This is a genomic window from Pseudomonas bananamidigenes (genome assembly GCF_001679645.1).
Classification (GTDB): domain Bacteria; phylum Pseudomonadota; class Gammaproteobacteria; order Pseudomonadales; family Pseudomonadaceae; genus Aquipseudomonas; species Aquipseudomonas bananamidigenes.
The window spans coordinates 1-23916 of sequence record NZ_LRUN01000030.1 but is presented as its reverse complement, the minus strand read 5'-3'; the positions used below and the strand labels follow the sequence as shown (position 1 = coordinate 23916).

Annotated in this window: 22 protein-coding genes; 14 read left to right on the top strand and 8 right to left on the bottom strand. The window is 61.7% G+C overall.

Going from position 1 to position 23916, the window contains the following annotated elements; all coding sequences use genetic code 11:
• Positions 1–117: 117 nt before the first annotated feature.
• The 6 genes from BBF94_RS11255 to bioB form a co-directional block, all read right to left on the bottom strand.
• On the bottom strand, positions 118–414 hold the full coding sequence (locus tag BBF94_RS11255) for a pyrroloquinoline quinone biosynthesis protein PqqE (protein ID WP_065259109.1): 297 nt from the start codon (positions 412–414) through the stop codon (positions 118–120).
• A 106-nt stretch (positions 415–520) separates the two neighbouring features.
• Positions 521–1201: a dethiobiotin synthase gene (gene bioD, locus BBF94_RS11250; protein WP_065259108.1), complete on the bottom strand. Its 681-nt coding sequence runs from the start codon at positions 1199–1201 to the stop codon at positions 521–523.
• Positions 1198–2010, bottom strand: a complete 813-nt coding sequence (gene bioC / locus BBF94_RS11245; protein ID WP_065259107.1) for a malonyl-ACP O-methyltransferase BioC — start codon at positions 2008–2010, stop codon at positions 1198–1200. Before bioC ends, bioD begins: the two co-directional genes overlap by 4 nt.
• Complete coding sequence (locus BBF94_RS11240) at positions 2003–2734, bottom strand: alpha/beta fold hydrolase (RefSeq protein ID WP_065259106.1); 732 nt, start codon at positions 2732–2734, stop codon at positions 2003–2005. The genes bioC and BBF94_RS11240 overlap by 8 nt, the downstream gene beginning before the upstream one ends.
• Positions 2727–3905, bottom strand: coding sequence for an 8-amino-7-oxononanoate synthase (gene bioF / locus BBF94_RS11235; RefSeq protein ID WP_065259105.1), 1179 nt, complete (start codon positions 3903–3905; stop codon positions 2727–2729). Before bioF ends, BBF94_RS11240 begins: the two co-directional genes overlap by 8 nt.
• Positions 3906–3972: 67 nt before the next feature.
• On the bottom strand, positions 3973–5028 hold the full coding sequence (bioB, locus tag BBF94_RS11230; protein WP_065259104.1) for a biotin synthase BioB: 1056 nt from the start codon (positions 5026–5028) through the stop codon (positions 3973–3975).
• Positions 5029–5119: 91 nt separating this feature from the next.
• Here bioB and BBF94_RS11225 point away from each other — a divergent pair, with 91 nt between their 5' ends.
• The 5 genes from BBF94_RS11225 to rarD all read left to right on the top strand — a co-directional run bounded on the left by BBF94_RS11225 (position 5120) and on the right by rarD (position 10759).
• Positions 5120–5860 (top strand): ComF family protein, encoded by a 741-nt coding sequence (locus BBF94_RS11225; protein WP_065259103.1) that lies wholly within the window; start codon positions 5120–5122, stop codon positions 5858–5860.
• Between the two features lie 58 nt (positions 5861–5918).
• Positions 5919–6683 (top strand): TOBE domain-containing protein, encoded by a 765-nt coding sequence (locus BBF94_RS11220; RefSeq protein ID WP_065259102.1) that lies wholly within the window; start codon positions 5919–5921, stop codon positions 6681–6683.
• A gap of 72 nt (positions 6684–6755) precedes the next feature.
• On the top strand, positions 6756–8657 hold the full coding sequence (locus tag BBF94_RS11215; protein ID WP_065259101.1) for a PhoX family protein: 1902 nt from the start codon (positions 6756–6758) through the stop codon (positions 8655–8657).
• A 173-nt stretch (positions 8658–8830) separates the two neighbouring features.
• Positions 8831–9805, top strand: a complete 975-nt coding sequence (locus tag BBF94_RS11210) for a serine/threonine protein kinase (protein ID WP_065259100.1) — start codon at positions 8831–8833, stop codon at positions 9803–9805.
• Positions 9806–9871: 66 nt separating this feature from the next.
• Positions 9872–10759, top strand: a complete 888-nt coding sequence (gene rarD / locus BBF94_RS11205) for an EamA family transporter RarD (RefSeq protein ID WP_065259099.1) — start codon at positions 9872–9874, stop codon at positions 10757–10759.
• Between the two features lie 225 nt (positions 10760–10984).
• Here the strand turns inward: rarD and BBF94_RS11200 are convergent, their stop codons facing one another.
• Positions 10985–11503, bottom strand: a complete 519-nt coding sequence (locus tag BBF94_RS11200) for a glycine cleavage system protein R (RefSeq protein WP_065259098.1) — start codon at positions 11501–11503, stop codon at positions 10985–10987.
• 454 nt (positions 11504–11957) lie between these two features.
• Between BBF94_RS11200 and BBF94_RS11195 the strand changes: the two genes are divergently transcribed.
• Positions 11958–14135: a malate synthase G gene (locus BBF94_RS11195; RefSeq protein ID WP_065259097.1), complete on the top strand. Its 2178-nt coding sequence runs from the start codon at positions 11958–11960 to the stop codon at positions 14133–14135.
• Between the two features lie 64 nt (positions 14136–14199).
• Here the strand turns inward: BBF94_RS11195 and BBF94_RS11190 are convergent, their stop codons facing one another.
• On the bottom strand, positions 14200–14664 hold the full coding sequence (locus tag BBF94_RS11190) for a response regulator (RefSeq protein WP_065259096.1): 465 nt from the start codon (positions 14662–14664) through the stop codon (positions 14200–14202).
• 253 nt (positions 14665–14917) lie between these two features.
• On the opposite strand from BBF94_RS11190, the gene BBF94_RS11185 reads away from it, so the two are divergent.
• From BBF94_RS11185 to BBF94_RS11150, 8 genes are all read left to right on the top strand, one after another.
• On the top strand, positions 14918–16858 hold the full coding sequence (locus BBF94_RS11185; protein WP_065259095.1) for a putative nucleotidyltransferase substrate binding domain-containing protein: 1941 nt from the start codon (positions 14918–14920) through the stop codon (positions 16856–16858).
• A complete protein-coding gene (locus BBF94_RS11180) occupies positions 16855–17562 on the top strand; it encodes a 3'-5' exonuclease (RefSeq protein ID WP_065259094.1) in 708 nt (235 codons plus the stop codon). The genes BBF94_RS11185 and BBF94_RS11180 overlap by 4 nt, the downstream gene beginning before the upstream one ends.
• A 113-nt stretch (positions 17563–17675) precedes the next feature.
• The gene (locus BBF94_RS11175) at positions 17676–18194 is read left to right on the top strand and encodes an RNA polymerase sigma factor (protein WP_065259093.1); all 519 of its coding nucleotides are present in this window, start codon (positions 17676–17678) and stop codon (positions 18192–18194) included.
• Positions 18191–19162 carry a FecR domain-containing protein gene (locus tag BBF94_RS11170; protein WP_065259092.1) on the top strand — a complete coding sequence of 324 codons (972 nt, stop codon included), beginning with the start codon at positions 18191–18193 and terminating at the stop codon, positions 19160–19162. Before BBF94_RS11175 ends, BBF94_RS11170 begins: the two co-directional genes overlap by 4 nt.
• Positions 19163–19318: 156 nt before the next feature.
• Positions 19319–21745, top strand: coding sequence for a TonB-dependent siderophore receptor (locus BBF94_RS11165; protein ID WP_065259091.1), 2427 nt, complete (start codon positions 19319–19321; stop codon positions 21743–21745).
• Between the two features lie 74 nt (positions 21746–21819).
• The gene (locus BBF94_RS11160; protein ID WP_065259144.1) at positions 21820–22950 is read left to right on the top strand and encodes a PepSY-associated TM helix domain-containing protein; all 1131 of its coding nucleotides are present in this window, start codon (positions 21820–21822) and stop codon (positions 22948–22950) included.
• Complete coding sequence (locus BBF94_RS11155) at positions 22947–23126, top strand: hypothetical protein (protein WP_065259090.1); 180 nt, start codon at positions 22947–22949, stop codon at positions 23124–23126. Before BBF94_RS11160 ends, BBF94_RS11155 begins: the two co-directional genes overlap by 4 nt.
• Before the next feature lie 97 nt (positions 23127–23223).
• Complete coding sequence (locus BBF94_RS11150; RefSeq protein ID WP_065259143.1) at positions 23224–23853, top strand: glutathione S-transferase; 630 nt, start codon at positions 23224–23226, stop codon at positions 23851–23853.
• Positions 23854–23916: the final 63 nt, after the last annotated feature.

Genomic DNA, 23916 nt, shown 5'->3' with positions numbered 1-23916 from the left:
TGCGACATGCGCCCGACAAAGCCATGTGCAATGAAAAAAGATTAGTTGAGGGAGAAGGACTTACAACGAAAAACGCCGCGAACAATCGCGGCGTCCGGCAACGCGAATATCGAACAATCAGGCAAACGTATCGATGATCGTACCGAGCATTTCATCGGACGCCTTGGCGACTTTCGCGCCCAGCTCCACTTGAAATTTGCCTTGGGCCATCTCGGCCATGGCGCTGTTCGGGTCCATTTGCTGACTGCGATCGATACTGCGCAGGCGGTCAACCTGAGCTTCGGAGGACTGGCTGGTGACCGAGCGTTCGATGGTGCTGTTGGCGATCTGGCTGGCCGCCTGATCGACGCGGTTCTGCCCGGTCTGAATGGTGCTCAGACCTGCATAAAAAGCTGTGTTTCCAGAGATTTCCATGGGAGCGCTCATCCTTGGGAAGGATCAATGGGTGTCATTGAACCAGAGACGTCAGAAAAACACCCGTCAAAAACACTAATGGCACAGTGCCTTGTCATAGCCAGAATCAGTCAAGCAGATCCAGTTGCAAATGCTCGGCGACCGACTCGGCGCTGACCGCCTTGAGCTTGGGCACGCGTCCCAGACACGGCGCCGGAATGCGCTCGGCCAGCGTCGCGAGGTTTTCCTCCAGCCGCGAAGTCTTCGGATCGATGATGTTCGCCACCCAACCGGCCAGTTGCAGCCCGTCACGGGCAATCGCTTCGGCAGTCAGCAATGCATGGCTGATACACCCAAGGCGTACACCCACCACCAGAATCACCGGCAGATTCAGCGCAATGGCCAGGTCCGACAGATTATCCTGATCCGCCAACGGCACCCGCCAGCCACCCGCGCCTTCAATCAACGTGAAGTCGGCGTTCATGGCCAGGATCTCGCGCATCGACGCCAGCAACGATTGCACGGTCAGCGCCACGCCTGCCTCGCGGGCCGCCAGATGCGGCGCGATGGCCGGTTCGAACGCCACAGGATTGACCTGTTGATAAGTCAACGGAACGGAACATTCGGCCTGCAATGCCAAGGCATCGGAATTGCGCAAACCCTTGGGCGTCACGATGCAACCGGATGCCACCGGTTTACCCGCCGCCGTACTCAATCCCATCGACCTGGCGGCATGCAGCAGCCCGGCGGCCACGGTGGTCTTGCCGACATCGGTGTCGGTTCCGGTAATGAAATAGGCTGCGCTCATAAGGGTTTCTCCAACACGGCGTAGACCACCTGATAAGTCGCCGGCAAACCGTGAGGCTGACGAAACTGCTCGTACGCTTCGACCAGTCCCAGAATCCGCGCCCGCCCGGTCAGACCGCCCGGACGACCAGGGTTCAGGTTATGCGCACCCAGCGCCTTGAGTTCATGGGTCAGACTGCGCACATCCGGGTAATGCAACACATGCGGCCGGTTCTCCAGGCTGACCGTGCGCAAACCACTGACTGCGCACAATTGTTCGTAGCGGGCGAACTCGCGGAAGCGATTGACATGCACCAGACCATCGACCTGCCGCCAACTGTCGCGCAATTCATACAGCGTTCCTGCACAAAGACTAGCAAACGCGAAAATCCCACCCGGCTTGAGCACCCGGAAAGCTTCGCCGAGCACCGATTCGAAGTCCGCACACCACTGCACCGCCAGACTGGAGAAAATCAGATCGCAGGTCGACTCCTGCAACGGCAAGCGTTCGGCATCACCCGCGATAAAATGCATGGCACCGCCCAAAGGCCGGGCGTGATCGAGCATGCCCTCGGCGATATCCAGCGCCAATCCTTCACTATCGGTAAAACGTTCGGCCAATGAACGGGTGAAATAGCCGGTGCCACAGCCCAGATCCAGCCAGCGTCGTGGCAGAAAACCCGTCGGCAGACGGTTCAACAACTGCGTACCGACATCGCGCTGCAACTCGGCCACACTGTCGTAACTGGCCGCGGCGCGGGAAAAGGAAGCCGCTACCTGGCGCTTGTCAGGCAAGCCGCCGGGCAGCGCAGCAAAAGACAAATCAGTCATCACCGCACTCATGTAAAAATGCCTGGATCGCCCCCGCCACACCGTGGGGATCCTCCAGAAGAAACCCGTGGCTGGCCTGTTCGATCAGACCGACTTCGACATCCGCCAGCAACGCGAACACTTGCCCCGCTGCCTCTGCCGGCACCAACCCGTCGAGCCCTGCGAACAGATGAAATTGCGGGCCACGAAATGCCTGCAAGGCGTCACGGGTATCGAGTTGTGCCAGCAGTTCCAGGCCCGCCATCACCGCTGCCGGAGAAGTACTCGGCGCACCGCCCAGCAACAGTCGCGACAAGCCGCGAGAGTCCTGTGCACCCTGAGCGCACAGGAGCGAAAAACGCTTGAGGGTCTGACGCGGGTCAGCACTGCAGCCCGCCAGAAACGCATCAAATGTTTCCCCCGGCATCGCGCTCGGCCACTGTTCATGAGCAACGAAAGAAGGATTGCTCGCCAGTGTCAGCAAGCCGCAGCAATGTTCACCACGCCGCGCCGCCAGCTCTGAAGCCAGCATCCCTCCCAGCGACCAGCCGCCGAGCCAGACGTTCTGGGGAATGCGCTCATCCAGCTCATCGAGCCAGTGCGCAGGATCGCTGGATTCCAGTTCCGGCAACGGTTCGATTTCCACCGTCAGGTGTTCATCGAGCCCGCGCAGCGCCGCCGCCAACGGTTCCAGGGGGGAAACACCAAGACCCCAGCCGGGGAGAAGAAACAGTCGATCACGCATGGCTTGGCTCCGACTTCAGTTGGGCAAAGCAATCGGCCAGTCCTTCCAACAATAGTTGCACCTGCGCTTCACTGTGGGCGGCGGTCAGGGTGACCCGCAGCCGCGCACTGCCGGCAGGCACGGTCGGCGGACGGATCGCGGTGACCATCAGCCCCCGCTCACGCAGCATTTGCGACAGACGCACGGCCCGACCGGCATCACCGATCAGGATCGGCTGGATCGGCGTGAAGCTGTCCATCAGTTCCAGACCAATCTGTTCGGCACCCTGACGGAACTGGCGGATCAGCGTTTGCAGATGCTCGCGGCGCCAGTGTTCGCTGCGCAGCAGTTCCAGACTTTTCAGCGTCGCGCAGGCCAGCGCCGGCGGCTGGCTGGTGGTGTAAATGTAGGGGCGGGCAAACTGGATCAGGCTTTCGATCAATTCTTCGCTGCCGGCCACGAACGCGCCCGCCGTGCCGAACGCTTTGCCGAGCGTGCCGATCAGCACCGGAACGTCCTCCTGGCTCAAACCAAAATGCTCGACGATCCCGCCACCGCTCGCGCCCAGCGGACCGAAACCGTGGGCGTCGTCGACCATCAGCCACGCACCTTTGGCCTTGGTCTCTCGGGCCAACGCCGGCAGGTCGGCCAGATCGCCGTCCATGCTGAACACGCCGTCGGTGACCACCAGCGTATTGCCGGTGGCTTTCTCCAGACGCTTGGCCAGGCTGCCGGCGTCGTTGTGCAGATAGCGATTGAAGCGTGCGCCGGACAACAATCCGGCATCCAGCAGCGACGCATGATTGAGCCGGTCTTCCAGCACCGTATCGCCCTGCCCGACCAGCGCCGTGACCGCGCCGAGGTTGGCCATGTAACCGGTAGTGAACAACAGTGCACGCGGGCGGCCCGTGAGGTCGGCCAGGGCCTCTTCCAGTTCGTGATGCGGGCCGCTGTGGCCGATCACCAGATGCGACGCTCCGCCACCAACGCCCCAGCGTTCGGCACCGGCACGCCAGGCTTCGATCACTTGCGGATGATTGGCCAGGCCCAGGTAATCGTTGTTGCAGAACGCCAGCAGTGGTTGACCGTCGACCACCACTTGCGGCCCTTGCGGGCTTTCAAGCAGCGGTCGCCGGCGATAGAGATTTTCGGCACGACGAGTAGCAAGGCGTGCGGCGAGATCGAAAGACATGCAAGCCTCACGGTGGCAAATGAATCAGCAGGCGCCGCCCGAAGCAGCACCTGAGAAGAACGGGCGATCAGACCGCCGCGTTGTAAAACTGCTCGCTGCTCTTCTGTTCCACCAGCGCCTGCTCGATGGCGGCCTGATGCACTTCGTCGGCATGCTCTTCACGGGCTTCCGGCTGAATGCCCAGACGTGCGAACAGCTGCATGTCCTTGTCGGCCTGCGGGTTGGCGGTGGTCAGCAGTTTGTCGCCGTAGAAAATCGAGTTGGCGCCGGCGAAGAACGCCAGGGCCTGCATCTGCTCGTTCATTGCCTCGCGGCCGGCGGACAGGCGCACGTGGGATTGCGGCATCAGGATCCGCGCCACGGCGAGCATGCGGATGAAGTCGAACGGATCGACGTCGTCGGCGTTTTCCAGCGGCGTGCCGGCCACTTTCACCAGCATGTTGATCGGCACCGACTCCGGATGCTCCGGCAGGTTGGCCAGCTGAATCAGCAGGTTCGCGCGGTCATCGAGGGACTCGCCCATGCCGAGGATGCCGCCGGAGCAGATTTTCATGCCGGCATCGCGCACGTAGGCCAGGGTCTGCAGACGCTCGCTGTAGGTGCGGGTGGTGATGATGCTGCCGTAGAACTCCGGCGAGGTGTCGAGGTTATGGTTGTAGTAGTCGAGGCCGGCCTTGGCCAAAGCTTCGGTCTGCTCCTGGTCGAGACGACCGAGGGTCATGCAGGTTTCCAGGCCCATGGCCTTAACGCCTTCGACCATTTTCAACACGTAGGGCATGTCCTTGGCCGACGGGTGCTTCCACGCAGCTCCCATGCAGAATCGTGTCGAGCCAATGGCCTTGGCGCGGGCAGCCTCTTCAAGGACTTTCTGCACTTCCATCAGCTTTTCTTTTTCCAGGCCGGTGTTGTAGTGACCCGACTGTGGACAATATTTGCAATCTTCCGGGCAGGCGCCGGTCTTGATCGACAACAGGGTGGAAACCTGGACGCGGTTGGCATCGAAATGCGCGCGGTGCACCGTCTGCGCCTGGAACAGCAAGTCGTTGAACGGCTGAACGAAGAGTGCTTTGACTTCGGCCAAAGTCCAGTCGTGACGCAGGGAGGCAGTGGTGCTGGCGCTCATGGGTGGTTCCTTGGTTATGCTTGGCTTACGCCTGGGGAAACGGAATACCCACAGGCACGACACGGATGTTCGGCATATTTAAGGAAGAGTCATGCACTGTCAACCACATCAAGAAATGCAGGTTTACATCTGGTTAAATAACAACCAATCCTGCTTGCTTTGCGATGAGCCGGCGGAAACCGATACCCCCCTCTGCACCGCATGCGAAACCGACCTGCCCTGGCTGGGCGATCAATGCATGACTTGCGCATTGCCGCTGCCCGCAGCAGGCCTGACCTGCGGCGACTGCCTGAGGAATCCGCCCGCCTTCGAACAGGTGGTGGTGCCCTGGTCTTACGGGTTTCCGGTGGACAGCCTGATCACCCGCTTCAAACACAACGCCAAATGGCCCTTTGGCAACTTGATGGGCGAGGTTTTCGCCCAGTTTCTGCAACATCGCTTCGACGAAGACCTCCCGCGCCCGGATGCCTTGCTGCCGGTGCCATTGGCGGACAAGCGTCTGCGGCAACGCGGCTTCAATCAGGCGGCCATGCTCGCGCAGTGGCTCGGCAAGCGACTGGATGTGCCCTGTGAAGAACATATCCTGCGACGTATCCAGGACACCGACGCCCAGCAGGCACTGGATGCCAAGGCGCGCAAACGCAATCTGCGCAACGCCTTCAATCTGCTGCCGCAGACCAACGTGCGCGGCCGGCATCTGGCGTTGGTCGATGATGTACTGACCACCGGTGCCACGGCCCAGGCATTGGCGCGGCTGCTGGTGGACGCCGGCGCCACACGGGTCGACGTGTACTGCCTGGCCCGCACACCGAAACCGGGCGACGCGGCTTGACTCGCACGCGCCAAGCGGCCAACGTCCTCCTCCATCAGCCCAGCACAAAGCACCCGACATGTCTCTGCCCAGCCTGTTGTCCCAGCACATCGTCCGCCGCCCGCAACGCATCGCGTTGCTGCAACACATCGCCGAACAGGGTTCGATCACCCGCGCCGCCAAAAGCGCGGGCCTGAGTTACAAGGCAGCGTGGGATGCCATTGATGAGTTGAACAACCTCGCACAAAAACCCTTGGTCGAGCGGGCGGTCGGTGGCAAGGGCGGCGGTGGCGCCAGACTGTCCAGCGAAGGCGAACGGGTGCTGCGTCTTTACCAGAAGTTGCAAACCTTGCAGGCGCAGGTGCTGGAAGCTGCCGAAGACGCCAGCGATCTGGATCTGCTCGGGCGTTTGATGCTCAGGACCAGCGCTCGCAATCAACTGCGCGGCAAAGTCCTCGGCATCGAGTCTCAGGGCCGCAATGACCTGATCCGTCTCGAACTGGCCGAAGGCCTGTGCATCGACGCGCAGATCACCCACGACAGCACCGTGCATCTGGAACTGCAAACCGGCACCGAAGTGGTGGCATTGATCAAGGCCGGCTGGCTTGAATTGTTGGGCAACGGACAGGCCGCAACATCTGGTCACAATCTTCTCGAAGGCACTCTCGAAGCGATTCTCGATGCCGAGGACGGCCCCAGCGAAGTGCGCATCGCCCTGCCCAATGGCCAGACACTCTGCGCCCTGGCTGAGCCGCTGCACTTGCGCACCAGCCAACTGAGCGTCGAACAACCGGTGCGGGTGCAATTTTCGCCGTCCAATGTGCTGATCGGCACACCGCTCTAGCCGCAAGCCCTGCAACAAAAGCTTCATCGCCTCTCATTAAGGTGGCTGCCAAAACCAAGCAGGGAGCCTGATGTGAGCCTATTAGAAGAAAACCAATCCACAGACCTGGAAAAAATGGTCGGCATGAGCCGTCGCGGTTTCATCGGTGCCGGCGCACTGTGCGGTGCGGCGATGTTTCTTGGCGGCAGCCTGTTGAGCCGTAGCGCGCTGGCCACCGGTGTCAGCGCCGGCAACAGCCGCCTGCTCGGCTTCGACAGCATTCCGGCCGCCACTACCGACGTCATCAGCCTGCCCAAGGGCTACAAGTCGTCGGTACTGATCAGCTGGGGCCAGCCCCTGCACAATAACGGCCCGGCCTTCGACCCCAGCGGCAACGGCACTGCAGCTGCACAGGAAGTGCAGTTCGGCGACAACAACGACGGCATGAGCCTGTTCGCCTTTCCGGACGACAAAAATCGCGCCCTGATGGCGATCAACAACGAATACACCAACTACCGCTACCTCTACCCCCATGGCGGTCTGCCGCAGTCGGCGGAAGACGTGCGCAAGGCCTTGGCCTGCGAAGGGGTGTCGGTGATCGAAGTGGCGCGCAGGAACGGCCAGTGGCAGTTCGTCCAGGGCTCACGCTACAACCGCCGCATTCACGGCAACTCGCCGCTGCGCATCAGCGGTCCGGCGGCTGGCCATGAACTGATGAAAACCAGTGCCGACAAGCATGGCAGGAAAGTTCTCGGCACCTTCCAGAACTGCGCCAACGGCAAGACGCCGTGGGGCACTTACCTGACCTGCGAAGAGAACTTCACCGACTGTTTCGGCAGCAGCAACGCCCAGCAACAGTTCGACCCGGCGCAGAAACGCTACGGCGTGACAGCCGCCAGCCGCGAGATCAACTGGCATCCGTTCGATCCGCGCTTCGACATGGCGAAGAACCCGAACGAGCTGAACCGTCACGGCTGGGTGGTGGAAATCGACCCGTTCGATCCGCAGTCGACCCCGGTCAAACGTACCGCCCTCGGTCGCTTCAAACACGAAAACGCCGCCCTGGCCGAGACCGACGATGGTCGCGCCGTGGTGTACATGGGCGACGACGAACGCGGCGAGTTCATCTATAAATTCGTCAGCCGCGACCGCATCAATCACCGCAACGCCAAAGCCAACCGCGACATCCTCGATCACGGAACCCTGTACGTGGCGAAGTTCGACGCGGGCGACGGCAACCCCGACCATCCGAAAGGCCAGGGCCAGTGGATCGAACTGACCCACGGCAAGAACGGCATCGACGCCAGCAGCGGTTTTGCCGATCAGGCTGAAGTGCTGATCCACGCACGCCTGGCAGCCAGCGTAGTCGGCGCCACACGCATGGACCGTCCGGAGTGGATCGTGGTCAGCCCGAAAGACGGCCAGGTCTATTGCACCCTGACCAACAACGCCAAACGCGGCGAAGACGGGCAACCGGTGGGTGGTCCGAACCCGCGCGAGAAGAACGTCTACGGGCAGATTCTGCGCTGGCGTACCGACCGCGATGATCACGGCTCCAGAACCTTTGCCTGGGATCTGTTCGTGGTCGCCGGCAACCCGAGCGTGCACGCCGGAACGCCAAAGGGCGGCTCGTCGAACATCACCCCGCAGAACATGTTCAACAGCCCGGACGGCCTCGGTTTCGACAAGGCGGGCCGACTGTGGATTCTCACCGACGGTGATTCGAGCAACGCCGGGGACTTTGCCGGGATGGGCAACAACCAGATGCTCTGCGCCGACCCCAGGAGCGGAGAGATTCGCCGGTTCATGGTCGGGCCGATCGGTTGCGAGGTCACCGGAATCACCTTCTCGCCTGACCAGAAAACCCTGTTTGTCGGGATTCAGCATCCGGGCGAGAACGGCGGTTCGACCTTCCCCGAGCATTTGCCGAACGGCAAGCCGCGCTCTTCGGTGATGGCGATTACCCGCGAGGATGGCGGGATCATCGGCGCCTGATTGGGCCTCATCGCGAGCAAGCTCGCTCCCACAGGGGATTCCAAATGTGAGAGCGAGCCTGCTCCGGGCGGCGTTCCGACGAAGACCCGATCAGACACCGACCAACTAACCCGCTGCCATCTGCGCTACCATGCTGGGCCGGACGCGGCAGCCTGCCGCGCGCAGGAGTCAGCATGGCCCACCCGTTTGAAACCCTCACCCCAGACCTCGTGCTCGATGCCGTCGAAAGCATCGGTTTTCTCAGCGACGCGCGCATCCTGCCGCTCAACAGTTACGAAAACCGCGTCTATCAGATCGGCATCGAAGACGCCGAACCGCTGATCGCCAAGTTCTATCGCCCGCAGCGCTGGAGCAACGAAGCCATTCTCGAAGAACACCGGTTCACCTTCGAACTGGCAGACGTCGAGATCCCGGTGGTGGCGCCACTTGTCCACAACGGCCAGACCCTGCACGAACACGCCGGTTTTCGTTTCACCCTGTTTCCCCGACGCGGTGGCCGGGCGCCGGAGCCCGGCAATCTCGATCAGTTGTATCGTCTCGGCCAGTTGCTCGGGCGCATGCACGCGGTCGGCGAAACCAGGCCTTTCGAACATCGCGAAGCGCTGACCGTGAAGAACTTCGGCCATGACTCGCTGCGCACTTTGCTGGAAGGCGACTTCATCCCCAAAAGCCTGTTGCCGGCCTATGAGTCCGTCGCCCGCGATTTGCTCAAGCGGGTGGAAGACATCTACGCCGCCACGCCGCACCGGAACATCCGCATGCACGGCGACTGCCACCCCGGCAACATGATGTGCCGCGACGAGATGTTCTACATCGTCGACCTCGACGACTGCCGCATGGGCCCGGCGGTGCAGGACATCTGGATGATGCTCGCCGGCGACCGTCAGGAATGTCTCGTACAGTTGTCGGAATTGATGGACGGTTACAACGAATTCCACGATTTCGATCCGCGCGAACTGGCGCTGATCGAACCGCTGCGCGCCCTGCGCCTGATGCACTACAGCGCCTGGCTGGCCCGACGCTGGGATGATCCGGCGTTCCCCCACAGTTTTCCGTGGTTCGGCAGCGAGCGGTATTGGGGCGATCAGGTGCTGGCGTTGCGTGAACAGCTGGCGGCGTTGAATGAAGAGCCGCTGAAGCTTTTCTGACACGACACGTCTATACAACTGCCCGTACAATCACCGCTTTGTCAGTTGCCTGAGCAAGGACTCTGCATGCAAGCCGCCAACCCGCGTCGCGGGTACATTCTGGGCCTGAGTGCCTACATCATCTGGGGCCTTTTCCCGCTTTACTTCAAAGCCATCGCCGAAGTGCCGGCGGTGGAGATCATCATTCACCGCGTGCTGTGGTCTGCGCTGTTCGGCGGGCTGTTGCTGCTGGTCTGGAAACATCCGGGCTGGTGGCAGGAACTGCGCGACAATCCGAAACGCCTGGCGATTCTTGCGCTCAGCGGCACGTTGATCGCGGCCAACTGGCTGACTTACGTGTGGTCGGTGAACAATGGCCGGATGCTTGAAGCGAGTCTGGGTTACTACATCAACCCGTTGGTGAACGTGTTGCTGGGCATGCTGATCCTCGGCGAGCGTCTGCGGCGGATGCAATGGATCGCCGTCGGCCTGGCCGCCGTGGGCGTGGCGCAGCAGGTGTGGCAAGTGGGCAGTCTGCCGTGGGTGTCACTGGTGCTGGCGCTGACTTTCGGTTTCTACGGGTTGATCCGCAAACAGGCGCCGGTCAAGGCATTGCCGGGGCTGGTGGTGGAAACCTGGATGCTGGTGCCGATTGCCCTCGCGTGGCTGCTGCTGAATCCGACCGCTACCAGCGCCCAGGCCACCTTCTGGACCACCTCCGAGGCCTGGTGGCTGGTGGCGGCCGGTCCGGTGACGCTCATTCCGCTGGTCTGCTTCAACGCGGCCGCACGACACCTGCCTTACACCACCCTCGGTTTCCTCCAGTATCTGGCGCCGACCCTGGTGCTGCTGCAAGCCGTGCTGCTGTTCGGCGAGCACTTGTCGTCCAGCACGCTGATTGCGTTCATGTTTATCTGGGCCGGTCTGGCGGTGTACAGCGTCGATGCGTGGATAAGTCTGCGCCGGCGCAACTGATCAAAAAACAAACAACCCTCCACAGGCCACGGTTCTCGTGGCCTGCACCGTTCCTTCCCAAGGTTATCCACAGCGTGATCCCCGCCGTTTGTGCGCAAGTCACTGAATGCTGGCGGTTTTTTGATCAATCTTGGCAAAGCCACGGCGGGCGTGGCCTGGAAGTCAGTCTCTACAGGTTATCCACAAGCGGATGCACGTTATCACTGGATAACCTGCCACGACGTTTCATTCTTCTGCACGCAGACTCAATTCCACCATCAAGTCATCAGCCAGGGTCTCCAGACGTGATTTCAACACGTCCAGCGACAAGGTGAGCGGCAAGGCCAGAATCGCCTCGGCATGAAACAACGGCTCGCTGCTCATCGGCGCCGGACGTACTTCGGTCACCAGTCGCTCGAGGTTCACGCCCTGCTCGCTCAGTAATCGGGTGATGTCACGCACGATGCCCGGACGATCATTCCCCACCAGTTCCATGGCGATCGGCTTCCAGGTGCACGCCTGTTCGATTCCGCTTTCGGCCACCAGCACACGAATGCCCTGTGCCGACAGCGCCTGTAAGGCATCGACTAATTCGTCGTAAGCCTCCGCCGGCACCCCGACTCGCAGAATCCCGGCGAACTGTCCGGCCATCCGTGACATGCGGCTTTCCAGCCAGTTGCCGCCGTGCTCGGCGATGCATTGGGCGATGCGCTCGACCTGTCCGGGCTTGTCCGGCGCGAAGACGGTGAGTACGAGGTGATCCATGGCGCAGCCCTCTTCTCATGACGCTTGTAGTGGAAAACCAAGTATAGGCAAGGGTTCGAGCGGCGCCTCAGACGCTCGAAATCACAAATCGTGTACAACTTTTTATATTTAACTGGAACAATCCATTGGTTTTTTGAGAACATCCCGTTCCGCGCCGTGACCGCAATGCGTCATGGGGTCGCAGAACGACGTAATTAGTCTGATTTTCACAACCGCAACTCATCATGTAGTATGCCGCAGCGCGCACTACATAACGTTGGATCGATGTCTGCCCAAGGCACGTTCGCAACCCTGAAAGCCCCGTCAGCAAGGCCCCCAAGCCGTTGATTGGTCCCAGCCCAGCCGCCAGCGATGGCATGTACTGGTCGAGGGGTTTGTGGTTTAAATGGCCAGAGGCTTCATTGTTAAATTGAAGAGCTGAAAAGCGAAATAGCTGAGCAGAGTGAGGCAAGCAATGACTGAACACGTTCAAGTCGGTGGCCTGCAGGTCGCCAAAGTCCTGTTCGACTTCGTGAACAACGAAGCCATTCCCGGTACCGGCCTCACCGCCGAAAAATTCTGGGAAGGTGCCGACAAGGTCATTCACGACCTGGCGCCCAAGAACAAAGCCCTACTCGCCAAACGCGACGACTTCCAGGCCCGTATTGACGGCTGGCACCAGAGCCGTGCCGGTCAGCCGCACGACGCCGTGGCCTACAAAGCCTTCCTGCAAGAGATCGGTTATCTGCTGCCAGAAGCGGCTGATTTCCAGGCAACGACGCAAAACGTCGATGACGAAATCGCCCGTACCGCCGGCCCGCAACTCGTGGTTCCGGTGATGAACGCCCGCTTCGCCCTCAACGCCTCGAACGCCCGCTGGGGCTCGCTGTACGACGCCCTGTACGGCACCGACGCCATCAGCGAAGCCGGCGGCGCGGAAAAAGGCAAAGGCTACAACAAGGTGCGCGGCGACAAGGTCATCGCCTTCGCCCGCGCCTTCCTCGACGAAGCGGCACCTCTGGCGGCCGGCTCCCACGTCGACTCCACCGGTTACAAGATTGCTGACGGCAAACTGGTCGTTACCCTCAAGGGAGGCAGCAACAGCGGCCTGCGCAACGACGCACAACTGATCGGCTTCCAGGGCGATGCATCGGCACCGATCGCGATCCTGCTGAAGAACAACGGTCTGCATTTCGAAATCCAGATCGATGCCAGCACCCCGGTCGGCCAGACCGACGCCGCCGGCGTCAAGGACATCCTGATGGAAGCGGCACTGACCACCATCATGGACTGCGAAGACTCCGTCGCCGCCGTCGATGCCGACGACAAGGTGGTGATCTACCGCAACTGGCTGGGCCTGATGAAGGGCGACCTGGCGGAATCCGTCACCAAGGGCGGTCAGACCTTCACCCGCACCATGAACCCGGATCGCACCTACACCAGAGTCGACGGCAGCGAACTGACGCTGCACGGCCGCTCGCTGCTGTTCGTGCGCAACGTCGGTCACCTGATGACCATCGACGCGATCCTCGACAAACACGGCAATGAAGTACCGGAAGGCATCCTCGACGGTCTGGTGACTTGCCTGGCGGCGATGCACAACCTGAGCGGCAACACCTCGCGCAAGAACACCCGCACCGGTTCGGTCTACATCGTCAAACCGAAAATGCACGGCCCGGAAGAAGCGGCGTTCACCAACGAGCTGTTCGGTCGTATCGAAGACGTGCTGGGCCTCAAGCGCAACACCTTGAAGGTCGGGATCATGGACGAGGAACGCCGTACCACGGTCAACCTCAAGGCCTGCATCCAGGCGGCCAGCGAGCGCGTGGTGTTCATCAACACCGGTTTCCTCGACCGCACCGGCGACGAAATCCACACCTCCATGGAAGCCGGCCCGATGGTGCGCAAGGCCGACATGAAGGCCGAGAAATGGATCGGTGCCTACGAAAACTGGAACGTCGATATCGGTCTGAGCACCGGCCTGCAGGGTCGTGCGCAAATCGGTAAAGGCATGTGGGCGATGCCCGACCTGATGGCGGCGATGCTCGAACAGAAAATCGCTCACCCGCTGGCCGGCGCCAACACGGCCTGGGTTCCGTCGCCGACCGCCGCCGCGCTGCACGCGCTGCACTACCACAAGGTCGACGTGTTCGCCCGTCAGGCCGAGCTGGCCAAACGTGCCCGCGCTTCGGTCGATGACATTCTGACCATCCCGCTGGCGGTCAAGCCGGACTGGACGCCGGAGCAGATCAAGAATGAACTGGACAACAACGCCCAGGGCATTCTCGGTTACGTGGTGCGCTGGATCGATCAGGGCGTGGGTTGCTCGAAAGTGCCGGACATCAACGACGTCGGCCTGATGGAAGACCGTGCAACGCTGCGCATTTCCAGCCAGCACATCGCCAACTGGCTGCGCCACGGCATCGTGACCGAAGCGCAAGTGATGGAAAGCCTCAAGCGCATGGCGCCGGTGGTCGACCGTCAGAACGCCAACGATCCGCTGTACCGTCCGCTGGCACCGGACTTCGACAGCAACATCGCCTTCCAGGCAGCGGTCGAACTGGTGATCGAAGGCACCAAACAGCCGAACGGCTACACCGAGCCGGTCCTGCACCGTCGTCGTCGCGAGTTCAAGGCTGCCAACGGCCTGTAACCTGCGCGGACTCCGGACATGAAAAAGCCCTGATCCTTCGATCAGGGCTTTTTCGTTTGGGTCGCTATCCCCAGGGCTCGATCCCCAGTTCATGTTTGACCAGCCCCAGCAACTTCGCCGTATCAATCGGCTTGAGCAGAAAATCCACCACGCTGAGGTGCATTGCCGCGATGGCATCCTTCACCGATGCATCGCCGGAGACAATGATGATCGGCAGTGCGGCGCGTTCAGATTCCCGCACCCGCCGGATCAGTTCCAGCCCTCCCACATTTCCCATGCGCAGGTCAGTGATCACCAGCCCGATCCGTCGCCGGTTATCCGTATCGGGCATCAACATCCTCAGCGCTTCTTCGCCGCTGGCGGCCGTTACGCAGTCAATGCCGTCCAGACCGAGAATATCCGCCAGCAGTTCTCGAGCGTCCTTGTCGTCATCGACGATCAAAACCCGCTGAGGAGGCAATTCGGGCTCGAACATCAGTTCCCGCAGCGCCTCCTGTTCGGCGTCGCTCAAAATATCGTGGTCGGACATGGCATTCTCTACATTTTCGAAATCGATCCTCTGGCACAGTGGTCAGACATCGCAGGGCAGAGCTTCAATGTGCACTTCGTCGGAAACTTTTCCAATAGGCGAACCGAGGAAATTCCGAGTATTTCTGTAGGGTATGTCCGAAACCGCCCGACGGTCGTGAAAACCTAGACTTACGTCCAATGGGCACCCCGCGCCCGGGAGCCGACCATGGCTGCAACGATCCGATAACAACAATTCGAAAAAGACTGCGGTAATGGTTATGAGTAAAGCGGACGCCTTCACCCAGGCAGGGAAAACCGCGGTGTTGCAGAACATTCAGGGCACATTGCAATTCCTTCAGCGCTTCCCCCCTTTCAATCAGATGGAACACGCCCACCTCGCTTATCTGGTGGAACAATGCCAACTGCGCTTTTACGGTCAGGGCGAAAGCATCATCAAACCCGCCGACGGGCCGGTCGAACACTTCTATATCGTCAAGCAGGGCCGGGTGGTCGGCGAGCGTCCGCACACGGCCAAGGGCGGCACCGAAACCACGTTTGAAATCACCACCGGCGAGTGTTTTCCCCTCGCCGCGCTGCTCGGCGAGCGGGCGACCCGCACCGAACACCTCGCCGGCGAAGACACCTTCTGCCTGCAACTGAACAAACTGGCGTTCATCAAGCTGTTCGCCCTCTCCAATACTTTCCGCGATTTCGCCTTGCGCGGGGTGAGCAGCCTGCTCGACCAGGTCAACCAGCAGGTCCAGCAAAAAGCCGTGGAAACCCTCGGCACCCAGTATTCACTCAATACCCGTCTCGGCGAATTGGCCATGCGTCATCCAGTCACCTGCAGCCCGACCACTGCGCTACGCGAAGCGGTGAAGCTGATGCACGAGCAACAGGTCGGCAGCATCGTCGCGGTGGATGAGCACAAGGCGCCGCTGGGGATTTTCACCCTGCGCGACCTGCGTCATGTGGTAGCTGAAGGTATTGGCGACTTCAACGATCCCATCGAACGCCACATGACACCCTCGCCGTTTTATCTGTCGCCGGATCACAGCGCCTTCGACGCGGCGATTGCGATGACCGAGCGACACATCGCCCACGTTTGCCTGGTCAAGGAGCAACGCCTGTGCGGCGTGGTTTCAGAACGGGATCTGTTTTCACTGCAGCGGGTCGATCTGGTGCACCTGGCGCGCACCATCCGCAGCGCCCAGCGAGTTGAACAACTGGTGAATCTGCGTGGCGAGATCGGCCAACTGGTGGAGCGCATGCTGGCTCACGGTGCGTCCTCGACCCAGATCACTCACATCATCACCCTGCTCAACGATCACACCGTGTGCCGGGTGATCGAGCTGACCCTCGCCGATAAAGGCGACCCCGGTGTGCCGTTCAGTTGGCTGTGCTTCGGCAGCGAAGGCCGGCGCGAGCAAACCCTGCACACCGATCAGGACAACGGCATTCTGTTCGAGGCGCGGGATGCCGCGCATGCGGCGGAGATTCGCGGCAAGTTGCTGCCCATTGCGCAACAGATCAATAACAGCCTGGCGCAATGCGGCTTCACCCTGTGCAAGGGCAACGTCATGGCCGGCAATCCGCAATTGTGTCTGTCCCGCGCCGAATGGGCCCGGCGCTTTGCCGCGTTCATCCGCGAAGCGACGCCGGAGAACCTGCTGGGCTCCAGCATCTATTTCGATCTGCGGGTGGTCTGGGGCGACGAGCAGGGTTGCGCGCAACTGCGCCGGGGCATCCTGGATCAGGTCGGCGACAATCGACTGTTCCAGCGGATGATGGCCGAGAACGCCTTGCGCAACCGTCCTCCGGTGGGGCGTTTCCGTGAGTTTGTGCTGACGAAAAAGAACGGCGAGAAAGCCACGCTGGACCTGAAGATCCAGGGGCTGACGCCATTTGTCGATGGCGCACGCCTGCTGGCGCTGGCCAACGGCATCGACGCCAACAATACCCTCGAACGCTTTCGCCAACTGGTGAACAAAGACGTCATCGACCGGCTGGATGGCGCGGCATACGAAGAGGCCTACCACTTCATCCAGCAGACCCGCCTGCAACAGCATCAATTACAGACGCGGGAAAACCTGCCGTACTCCAACCGGGTCGATCCCGACAGCCTCAATCATCTGGACCGGCGCATCCTGCGCGAATCCCTGCGCCAGGCCCAACGCCTGCAAAGCAGCCTGACCGTGCGGTATCAGCTATGAACCTGTTCTCGTGGCTGCGTCCGGCCAGCCCGGTCCTGGCGGACGATCTGCAACGACGGCTGGGGAAACTGCCGGTGATCCGCGACCTGAGCGAGTGCAGTCTGCGCGAGCAACGCTGGGTGGTATTGGATCTGGAAACCACCGGGCTCAATCTGAACAAGGATCGGGTGCTGTCGATTGGCGCGGTGGTGATCGAGGACGGCGCCATCGACTTCGGCCAGCAGTTCGAACGGACCCTGCAATGTCGTGAACTCAAGGTCAGCCCCAGCGTTTTGATCCACGGATTGGGGCCGAATGCGATTGCCGCCGGCAGCGAGCCGGCCGAAGCGCTGGTCGACCTGTTGGAATTCATGGGGAACAGTCCGGTACTGGCTTTTCATGCGCCCTTCGATCAACACATGTTGGGCCGGGCCATGAAAGAACACCTGGGGCACAAGCTGCAGCAGGTATTTCTCGATGTGGCCGACATTGCGCCGCTGGTTTGTCCGCAGGCGCACATCCGCGAAGCCGGTCTGGACGATTGGATCAACTGGTTCAGGCTCGATGTGTTCGAGCGTCACCATGCCAGCGCCGACGCACTGGCAACCGCAGAGCTGGCGTTGATTCTGTTCAGCCGCGCGCGTCAGCAACAGATTCACAGCCCGCTGAATCTGCAGCAACGCCTGAGTCAGTGGAAGCGCCGTCAGCAGACACATTCGTTCTGAGGTCCGGGGTTGTCGCCCCGACAACCCGACCGGTGGCCAATTGCTAACCATTCCCACCTCTGCCACAATCGCGAACAATTCTCGTTGGTTAACATTTCCCAGTCGGTGCCTTCGTGTCGTCAGCCCAAAGCCCTCACAGTGAGCTCGTCGGTGCGTTGTATCGCGACCATCGCAGCTGGCTGCTGGCCTGGCTGCGGCGCAACGTGGCCTGCCCGCAACGTGCAGAAGACCTGAGCCAGGACACCTTCGTCCGCCTGCTCGGCCGCGAGGAACTGTTGACGCCCCGCGAGCCCCGGGCGTTTCTGGTGGCGATCGCCAAAGGCCTGCTGTTCGACTACTTCCGTCGTGCCGCGCTGGAGCAGGCCTATCTCGCCGAACTGATGTTGATTCCCGAAGACGAACAGCCGTCGGTGGAAGAGCAGCAACTGATTCTCGAAGACCTCAAAGCCATCGATCGCCTGCTCGGCCAATTGTCGACCAAGGCCCGCGCCGCATTCCTCTATAACCGTCTGGACGGTCTGACCCATGCCGAGATCGCCGACAGACTCGGCGTGTCGGTGCCGCGTGTACGCCAGTATCTGGCTCAGGGCATCCGCCAGTGCTACATCGCCCTGTACGGTGAGCCGACGTGAACCCGGCCAGTTCCAGACCCGTCCCGGCCCATGTGCTGGATGCCGCGATCGCGTGGCAGTTGACCCTCGATTCCAGCAGCCCGCTGGAGCGCGAAGAGTTCGCCAAGTGGCACGCCGCCCACGAAGAGCACGCCCGGGCCTGGCGCCAGTTGGGCATGCTCGATCAGCGTTTCAGTGTGGCCAACGGCCCGGCCCGCGCTGCGTTGCTGCAATCGCGCGAGGGGATCCGGCGGCGTGTGCGCAAACTGGGCAGCGGTCTGGCCAGCGTTGTCGCGGTGATCGGTCTGTCGCTGTTTGCCGCAGAACACTACCTGCCACTGGATTACTGGCTCGCCGACCAGCGCACCGCCACCGGCGAACAACGCACCGTGCGGCTGGCGGACGGTACCGTGATCAATCTCAACACTCACAGCGCCATGGACGTGCGCTTTGATGACAAACAGCGGCTGGTGGTGTTGCAGGACGGCGAAATCCTCATCGAAACCGGCCATGGCGATGCACGACCGTTCATTGTCGAAACCCGCGAAGGCCGTATGCGTGCGCTGGGCACACGGTTTCTGGTCAAACGCGAAGAACAGGGCACGCGCCTGAGCGTGTTGCAGTCGGCCGTCGCTGCACATGCGCAATTCGACCCGCAGGAGCAGATCCTGCGCGAAGGCCAGCAAGTGTTGATTCGCGACAACGGGCTGGACGCGGTTGCGACGCTCGGTCCCGGCGCCGATGCCTGGACTCGCGGCATGTTGGTGGTGGACAACGCGCGCCTGGCCGATCTGGTGCACGAACTCGGCCGCTATCGTCGCGGCCATCTGGGCGTAGCGCCGGAAGTCGCCGATTTGCGCATCACCGGCAGTTTCCCGCTGCACGATACCGACAAGGCCCTGAACGCCTTGTTACCGACCCTGCCGGTGCAGATCGAACAGCACACCCCCTGGTGGGTCACCGTGGCCAAGGCTGATCCGAAGCCCTGATAAAAATCCCGTCCCCCCCAATGAAAACGGACTTTCAGCTGACTTCAGCCGCCATGCCGTCCGTTAATCGAAATTATTTTCATCCAGCCCTATCACTTTTCGAATCTCGTCCGGCACACAGGCAATTGAGAAATATTTCCATTCAGGAGCCGCCGTATGTCCCGTTCGCTAGACACCTTGTTGCGCCCCAGTTTGCTGGCGGTCGCCATTGCCCTCTGCACACCGCTGGCCAGCAGCCCGTCGATCGCTGCTGAACAGGCATCGAGCGTTCGCGCCTACAACCTGCCGGCCGCACCACTGGCGACCACCCTCAATCAGATCGCCAGCCAGGGCGGCCTTGCGCTGTCGCTGAGCCCGGCACTGGCCGCAGGCAAGACCTCGGCCCCGGTCAATGGTCAATATGACGCGGCGGGAGCCCTGCGCGCAGCTCTGCTGGGCACCGGTCTGCAACTGCAACAGAGCAGCGCCGGAACCTACACGCTGGTTGCCGTGCCGGAGGGCGTGGTGGCGTTGCCGGAAACTTCCGTGATCAGTGTGGAAAACATGGAAAGTGCCTGGGGCCCGGTCGAGGGCTATACCGCCACCCGCACCGCCGCCGGCACCAAGACCGATACCGCACTGGTCGAAGCACCGCGCTCGATCTCCGTAGCCACTCGCCAGCAGATGGACGACCGCAGCGTCCACAGCCTCGATGACGCCGTGCGCTACATGCCGGGCATCACCGCCAGCAGCTATGGCAGCGACACCCGCTCCGACTGGCTGCGGGTGCGCGGTTTCGAACCGACCCAGTTCCTCGACGGCCTGCCACTGCCCAAAGGCGTGTACGCCAACCCGAAACAGGAAACCTGGAACCTCGACCGCCTTGCCCTTCTGCGCGGCCCGGCCTCGTCGGTTTACGGCCAGACCCCGCCGGGCGGTCTGCTGGACATGGTCAGCCGCCGTCCGAGCGATGTGCAGAGCAGCGAGATCCAGTTGCAGTACGGCAGCGACAATCACCGTCAGATCAACTTCGCCAGCACCGGCAAGATCGACGACGCCGGGCAGTTTCTCTACGGCCTCAGCGGTGTGGTGCGCGACAGCGACACGCAGGTCGATCATGTCGATAACAAGCGCTACAACATCGCGCCGAGCCTGACCTGGAACATCGACGACGACACCAGATTCACCCTGCTGACCCAGTTCACCCGCGACGATACCGGCATCACCAGCCAGTTCCTGCCGGTGCAGGGCACCAGGATCGATATGCCGTTCGGCAAGGTGTCCCATCACAAGAACCTCGGCGATCCGGACTGGGAATACTACGACCGCACCTACTACGCGTTGGGTTATGCCTTCGAACATCGCCTGAACGATGTGTGGCAGTTCAAGCAGAACCTGCGCTACACCAAGTCGGACCTGTCGTTCCAGAGCCTGACCCCGGGTTCGTATCCGTACACCCAGGTGGACGACGCCGGCAATGTCGGTCGTACCAGCACCAGTGTCGAAGAGGACATCAGCCAGTTCGCCGTGGACAACAACTTCCAGGCCGACTTCGCCACCGGTGACATTCGCCACACCCTGTTGCTGGGTCTGGATCACCAGCGCAGCAACACCAACTACACCTCGATCTTCGGTGACGGCCTGACCACCAACGTGCTCAAGCCGATCTATGGTCAGCCGATCGTGCGTCCGGCACGCTCCACCGCGTTCTACGACTACGACCAGAAAACTTACCAGACCGGTCTTTACGTGCAGGACCAGATGGCCCTCGACCAGTGGCGCCTGACCCTCGGTGGCCGTGAAGACTGGGTGCACACCGGCACGAAGTTCATCAACAAGGGCGATGCGACCAACACCGACCGCGACAAGGCCTTCAGCGGCAACGCCGCACTGAGCTACGTGTTCGACTCGGGCTTCGTGCCGTACCTTTCCTACGCCGAGTCCTTCCAGCCCACCAGTGGCGCCGACGCCTCCTCCACGGAATCGCTCAAGCCGACCGAAGGCAAACAGTGGGAACTGGGGATCAAATACCAGCCACCGGGCAGCAAAACCCTGCTCAGCGCTGCGGTGTATGACCTGACCCAGAAAAACGTCTCGGTGAGTTCCTTCGTCAATGGCGTATCGATCACCAGCCAGACCGGCGAAGTGAAGGTCAAGGGCCTGGAACTGGAAGCCACCTCCGACGTCACCGACAACCTGAAAGTCATCGCCGCCTACACCCTGGCCAAGTCCGAAGTGCAGAACGGCGTCGACAAGGGCAACCGCCTGCAACTGATGCCGAACCAGCAGGCTTCGCTATGGACTGACTACACCTGGCACAGCGGCGTGCTCGATGGTTTCGGTATCGGTGGTGGCGTGCGCTACACCGGCAACACCTACGGCGACAAGGCCAACACCTGGCTGGGCAAGGCAGACGCCTACACCGTGTTCGATGCCAGCGTGCACTACGATCTCGGTCGTCTGGACAACAGCCTCAAAGGCGCATCGCTGGCAGTCAACGCCACCAACCTGTTCGACAAGGACTACATTTCCACCTGCGACAGCTTCTACTGCTACTACGGCGACCAGCGCAGTGTCGTCGCCAGTGCCACCTACAAATGGTAATGGCTTGAGCTGGAACAGGTGCCGCAACCAGGCCGTCCCTCGTGGACGGCTTTGGTGCTTTTGAAGGTCATGAAATGAAAAGTAAAACAATCCGTCGCTGGTCGTTCATCCACACCTGGACCAGCCTGATCTGCACCGTGTTTTTGCTGCTGCTGGCCCTGACCGGCCTGCCGCTGATCTTTCATCATGAGATCGAGCATCTGCTCGGTGACGCCCCCGAAGTGCGGGAGATGCCGGCCGACACGCCGCACCTCGACCTGGCGCAACTGGTGCAGGCCGCCGAGGCCCATCGCCCCGGCGACGTCGTGCAGTACTTCGGTTTCGAAGACGACGAGCCCAACGCCGTGCTGACGATCATGGCGAAAACCGCCGGCACCGAGCCGAATTCCTCGCACACCTTCATGCTCGACGCCCGCACCGGCGAAGTCCTGGAAACGCCTGCGGCCAACGGCGGACTGATGCTGTTCATCCTGCGTCTGCACGTCGACATGTTCGCAGGCCTGCCGGGCAAGTTGCTGCTGGCGTTCATGGGTGTGCTGTTCGTGGTGGCGATCGTCTCCGGGACGGTGTTGTACTTGCCGTTCATGCGTCGCCTGGATTTCGCCACCGTGCGCCGGGACAAATCCACCCGACTGCGCTGGCTCGACCTGCACAATCTTATCGGCGTGGTGACCCTGACCTGGGCGCTGGTGGTCGGCGTCACCGGGGTGATCAGCGCCTGTGCCGACCTGATCATCGCGGCCTGGCGCAACGACTCGCTCAACGCCATGATCGCGCCCTACCGCGATGCCCCGCCGCTGACTCACCTCGCCCCTGCCACCCGCCTGCTGGACATCGCCGGCGAAGTCGCACCGGGGATGAAAGCGGACTTCATCGCCTTCCCCGGCACGCGGTTTTCCAGCGAGCACCATTACTCGGTGTTCATGAAGGGCGGCACCCACCTGACTTCGCATCTGCTGACGCCGGTGCTGATCGACGCCAGCACCCTGCAGGTCACGGCGGTAGCCGAACGACCGTGGTACATGGACGCCATGGGCATGTCGCAACCGCTGCACTTTGGCGACTACGGCGGCATGCCGATGAAGATCCTCTGGGCCACCCTCGATGTGCTGACCATCATCGTTCTCGGCAGCGGCGTGTACTTGTGGCTGGTGCGGCGCAAGGCGGCAAAACCGGTGACGGAAACGGCGGAGGCTTCGGCATGAAACCGCGTCAGTCGAACTTCTGGAAAGTCTTCAGCACACCGCTGGTGATCGCGTTGCTCAGCGCGGCGGGGCTGTTCGCCGCACTGCTGGGCGACGGAATCTGGGACGGCTTGAGCTGGATCGGTCTGGGTGTGCCGGCCGCACTCGCCTTGCGCGGTCTGCTGTGGCGAAGCTGAAAAACCTGTGGGAGCGAGCCTGCTCCCACAAAAGGCTTGAGCCAAGGCGCTGACAGGCTATGCTGCCCGTTCATTGCCCTTGACCGAGACCCTGCCGATGTCCGCTCCCAGCATGACCCTGTTCCACAACAACCTGTCCCCGTTCGTGCGCAAAGTCATGGTGCTGCTGCACGAGACCGGCCAGCAGGATCGCGTCGCCCTGCAGGACTGCGTCCTGACACCGGTCAGTCCCGATGCTGCGCTGAACGACGACAACCCGCTGGGCAAGATCCCGGCCCTGCGTCTGGCCGACGGCAATGTCATTCATGACAGCCGGGTGATCCTCGACTACCTCGACCACCAGCACGTCGGCAATCCACTGATCCCTCGCGACGGCTCGGCCCGCTGGCGGCGCCTGACCCTGGCCTCGATGGCCGACGGGGTCATGGACGCCTCCGTCTTGGTGCGTTATGAACAAGTGCTGCGCGCCCCGGAGAAGCATTGGGACGAATGGCTCGAAGCCCAGCGCGACAAGATTCGCCGCACCCTGGCGCTGCTGGAGCGCGACGCCATTGCCGAACTGACCAGTCATTTCGACATCGCCGCGATCAGCGTGGCCTGTGCGTTGGGCTATCTGGATCTGCGCTTTGCGGATTTCGGCTGGCGTGAGGCCAACCCGCAACTGGCCCACTGGTACTTCGAGGTGAGCCAGCGGCCGTCGATGATTGCGACGATGCCAAAAGTCTAGGCCGACTGTTCCGGCCCCTTCGCGAGCAAGCTCGCTCCCACAATGGAACGCGTGCACCTGTGG

What these genes read in the sequence shown, in the direction of transcription:
- BBF94_RS11255 (WP_065259109.1), bottom strand. Translation starts at nt 414, where the DNA reads ATGGAAATCTCTGGAAACACAGCTTTTTATGCAGGTCTGAGCACCATT.
- bioD (WP_065259108.1), bottom strand. Translation starts at nt 1,201, where the DNA reads ATGAGCGCAGCCTATTTCATTACCGGAACCGACACCGATGTCGGCAAG.
- bioC (WP_065259107.1), bottom strand. Translation starts at nt 2,010, where the DNA reads ATGACTGATTTGTCTTTTGCTGCGCTGCCCGGCGGCTTGCCTGACAAG.
- BBF94_RS11240 (WP_065259106.1), bottom strand. Translation starts at nt 2,734, where the DNA reads ATGCGTGATCGACTGTTTCTTCTCCCCGGCTGGGGTCTTGGTGTTTCC.
- bioF (WP_065259105.1), bottom strand. Translation starts at nt 3,905, where the DNA reads ATGTCTTTCGATCTCGCCGCACGCCTTGCTACTCGTCGTGCCGAAAAT.
- bioB (WP_065259104.1), bottom strand. Translation starts at nt 5,028, where the DNA reads ATGAGCGCCAGCACCACTGCCTCCCTGCGTCACGACTGGACTTTGGCC.
- BBF94_RS11225 (WP_065259103.1), top strand. Translation starts at nt 5,120, where the DNA reads ATGCACTGTCAACCACATCAAGAAATGCAGGTTTACATCTGGTTAAAT.
- BBF94_RS11220 (WP_065259102.1), top strand. Translation starts at nt 5,919, where the DNA reads ATGTCTCTGCCCAGCCTGTTGTCCCAGCACATCGTCCGCCGCCCGCAA.
- BBF94_RS11210 (WP_065259100.1), top strand. Translation starts at nt 8,831, where the DNA reads ATGGCCCACCCGTTTGAAACCCTCACCCCAGACCTCGTGCTCGATGCC.
- rarD (WP_065259099.1), top strand. Translation starts at nt 9,872, where the DNA reads ATGCAAGCCGCCAACCCGCGTCGCGGGTACATTCTGGGCCTGAGTGCC.
- BBF94_RS11200 (WP_065259098.1), bottom strand. Translation starts at nt 11,503, where the DNA reads ATGGATCACCTCGTACTCACCGTCTTCGCGCCGGACAAGCCCGGACAG.
- BBF94_RS11195 (WP_065259097.1), top strand. Translation starts at nt 11,958, where the DNA reads ATGACTGAACACGTTCAAGTCGGTGGCCTGCAGGTCGCCAAAGTCCTG.
- BBF94_RS11190 (WP_065259096.1), bottom strand. Translation starts at nt 14,664, where the DNA reads ATGTCCGACCACGATATTTTGAGCGACGCCGAACAGGAGGCGCTGCGG.
- BBF94_RS11185 (WP_065259095.1), top strand. Translation starts at nt 14,918, where the DNA reads ATGGTTATGAGTAAAGCGGACGCCTTCACCCAGGCAGGGAAAACCGCG.
- BBF94_RS11180 (WP_065259094.1), top strand. Translation starts at nt 16,855, where the DNA reads ATGAACCTGTTCTCGTGGCTGCGTCCGGCCAGCCCGGTCCTGGCGGAC.
- BBF94_RS11165 (WP_065259091.1), top strand. Translation starts at nt 19,319, where the DNA reads ATGTCCCGTTCGCTAGACACCTTGTTGCGCCCCAGTTTGCTGGCGGTC.
- BBF94_RS11160 (WP_065259144.1), top strand. Translation starts at nt 21,820, where the DNA reads ATGAAAAGTAAAACAATCCGTCGCTGGTCGTTCATCCACACCTGGACC.
- BBF94_RS11155 (WP_065259090.1), top strand. Translation starts at nt 22,947, where the DNA reads ATGAAACCGCGTCAGTCGAACTTCTGGAAAGTCTTCAGCACACCGCTG.
- BBF94_RS11150 (WP_065259143.1), top strand. Translation starts at nt 23,224, where the DNA reads ATGTCCGCTCCCAGCATGACCCTGTTCCACAACAACCTGTCCCCGTTC.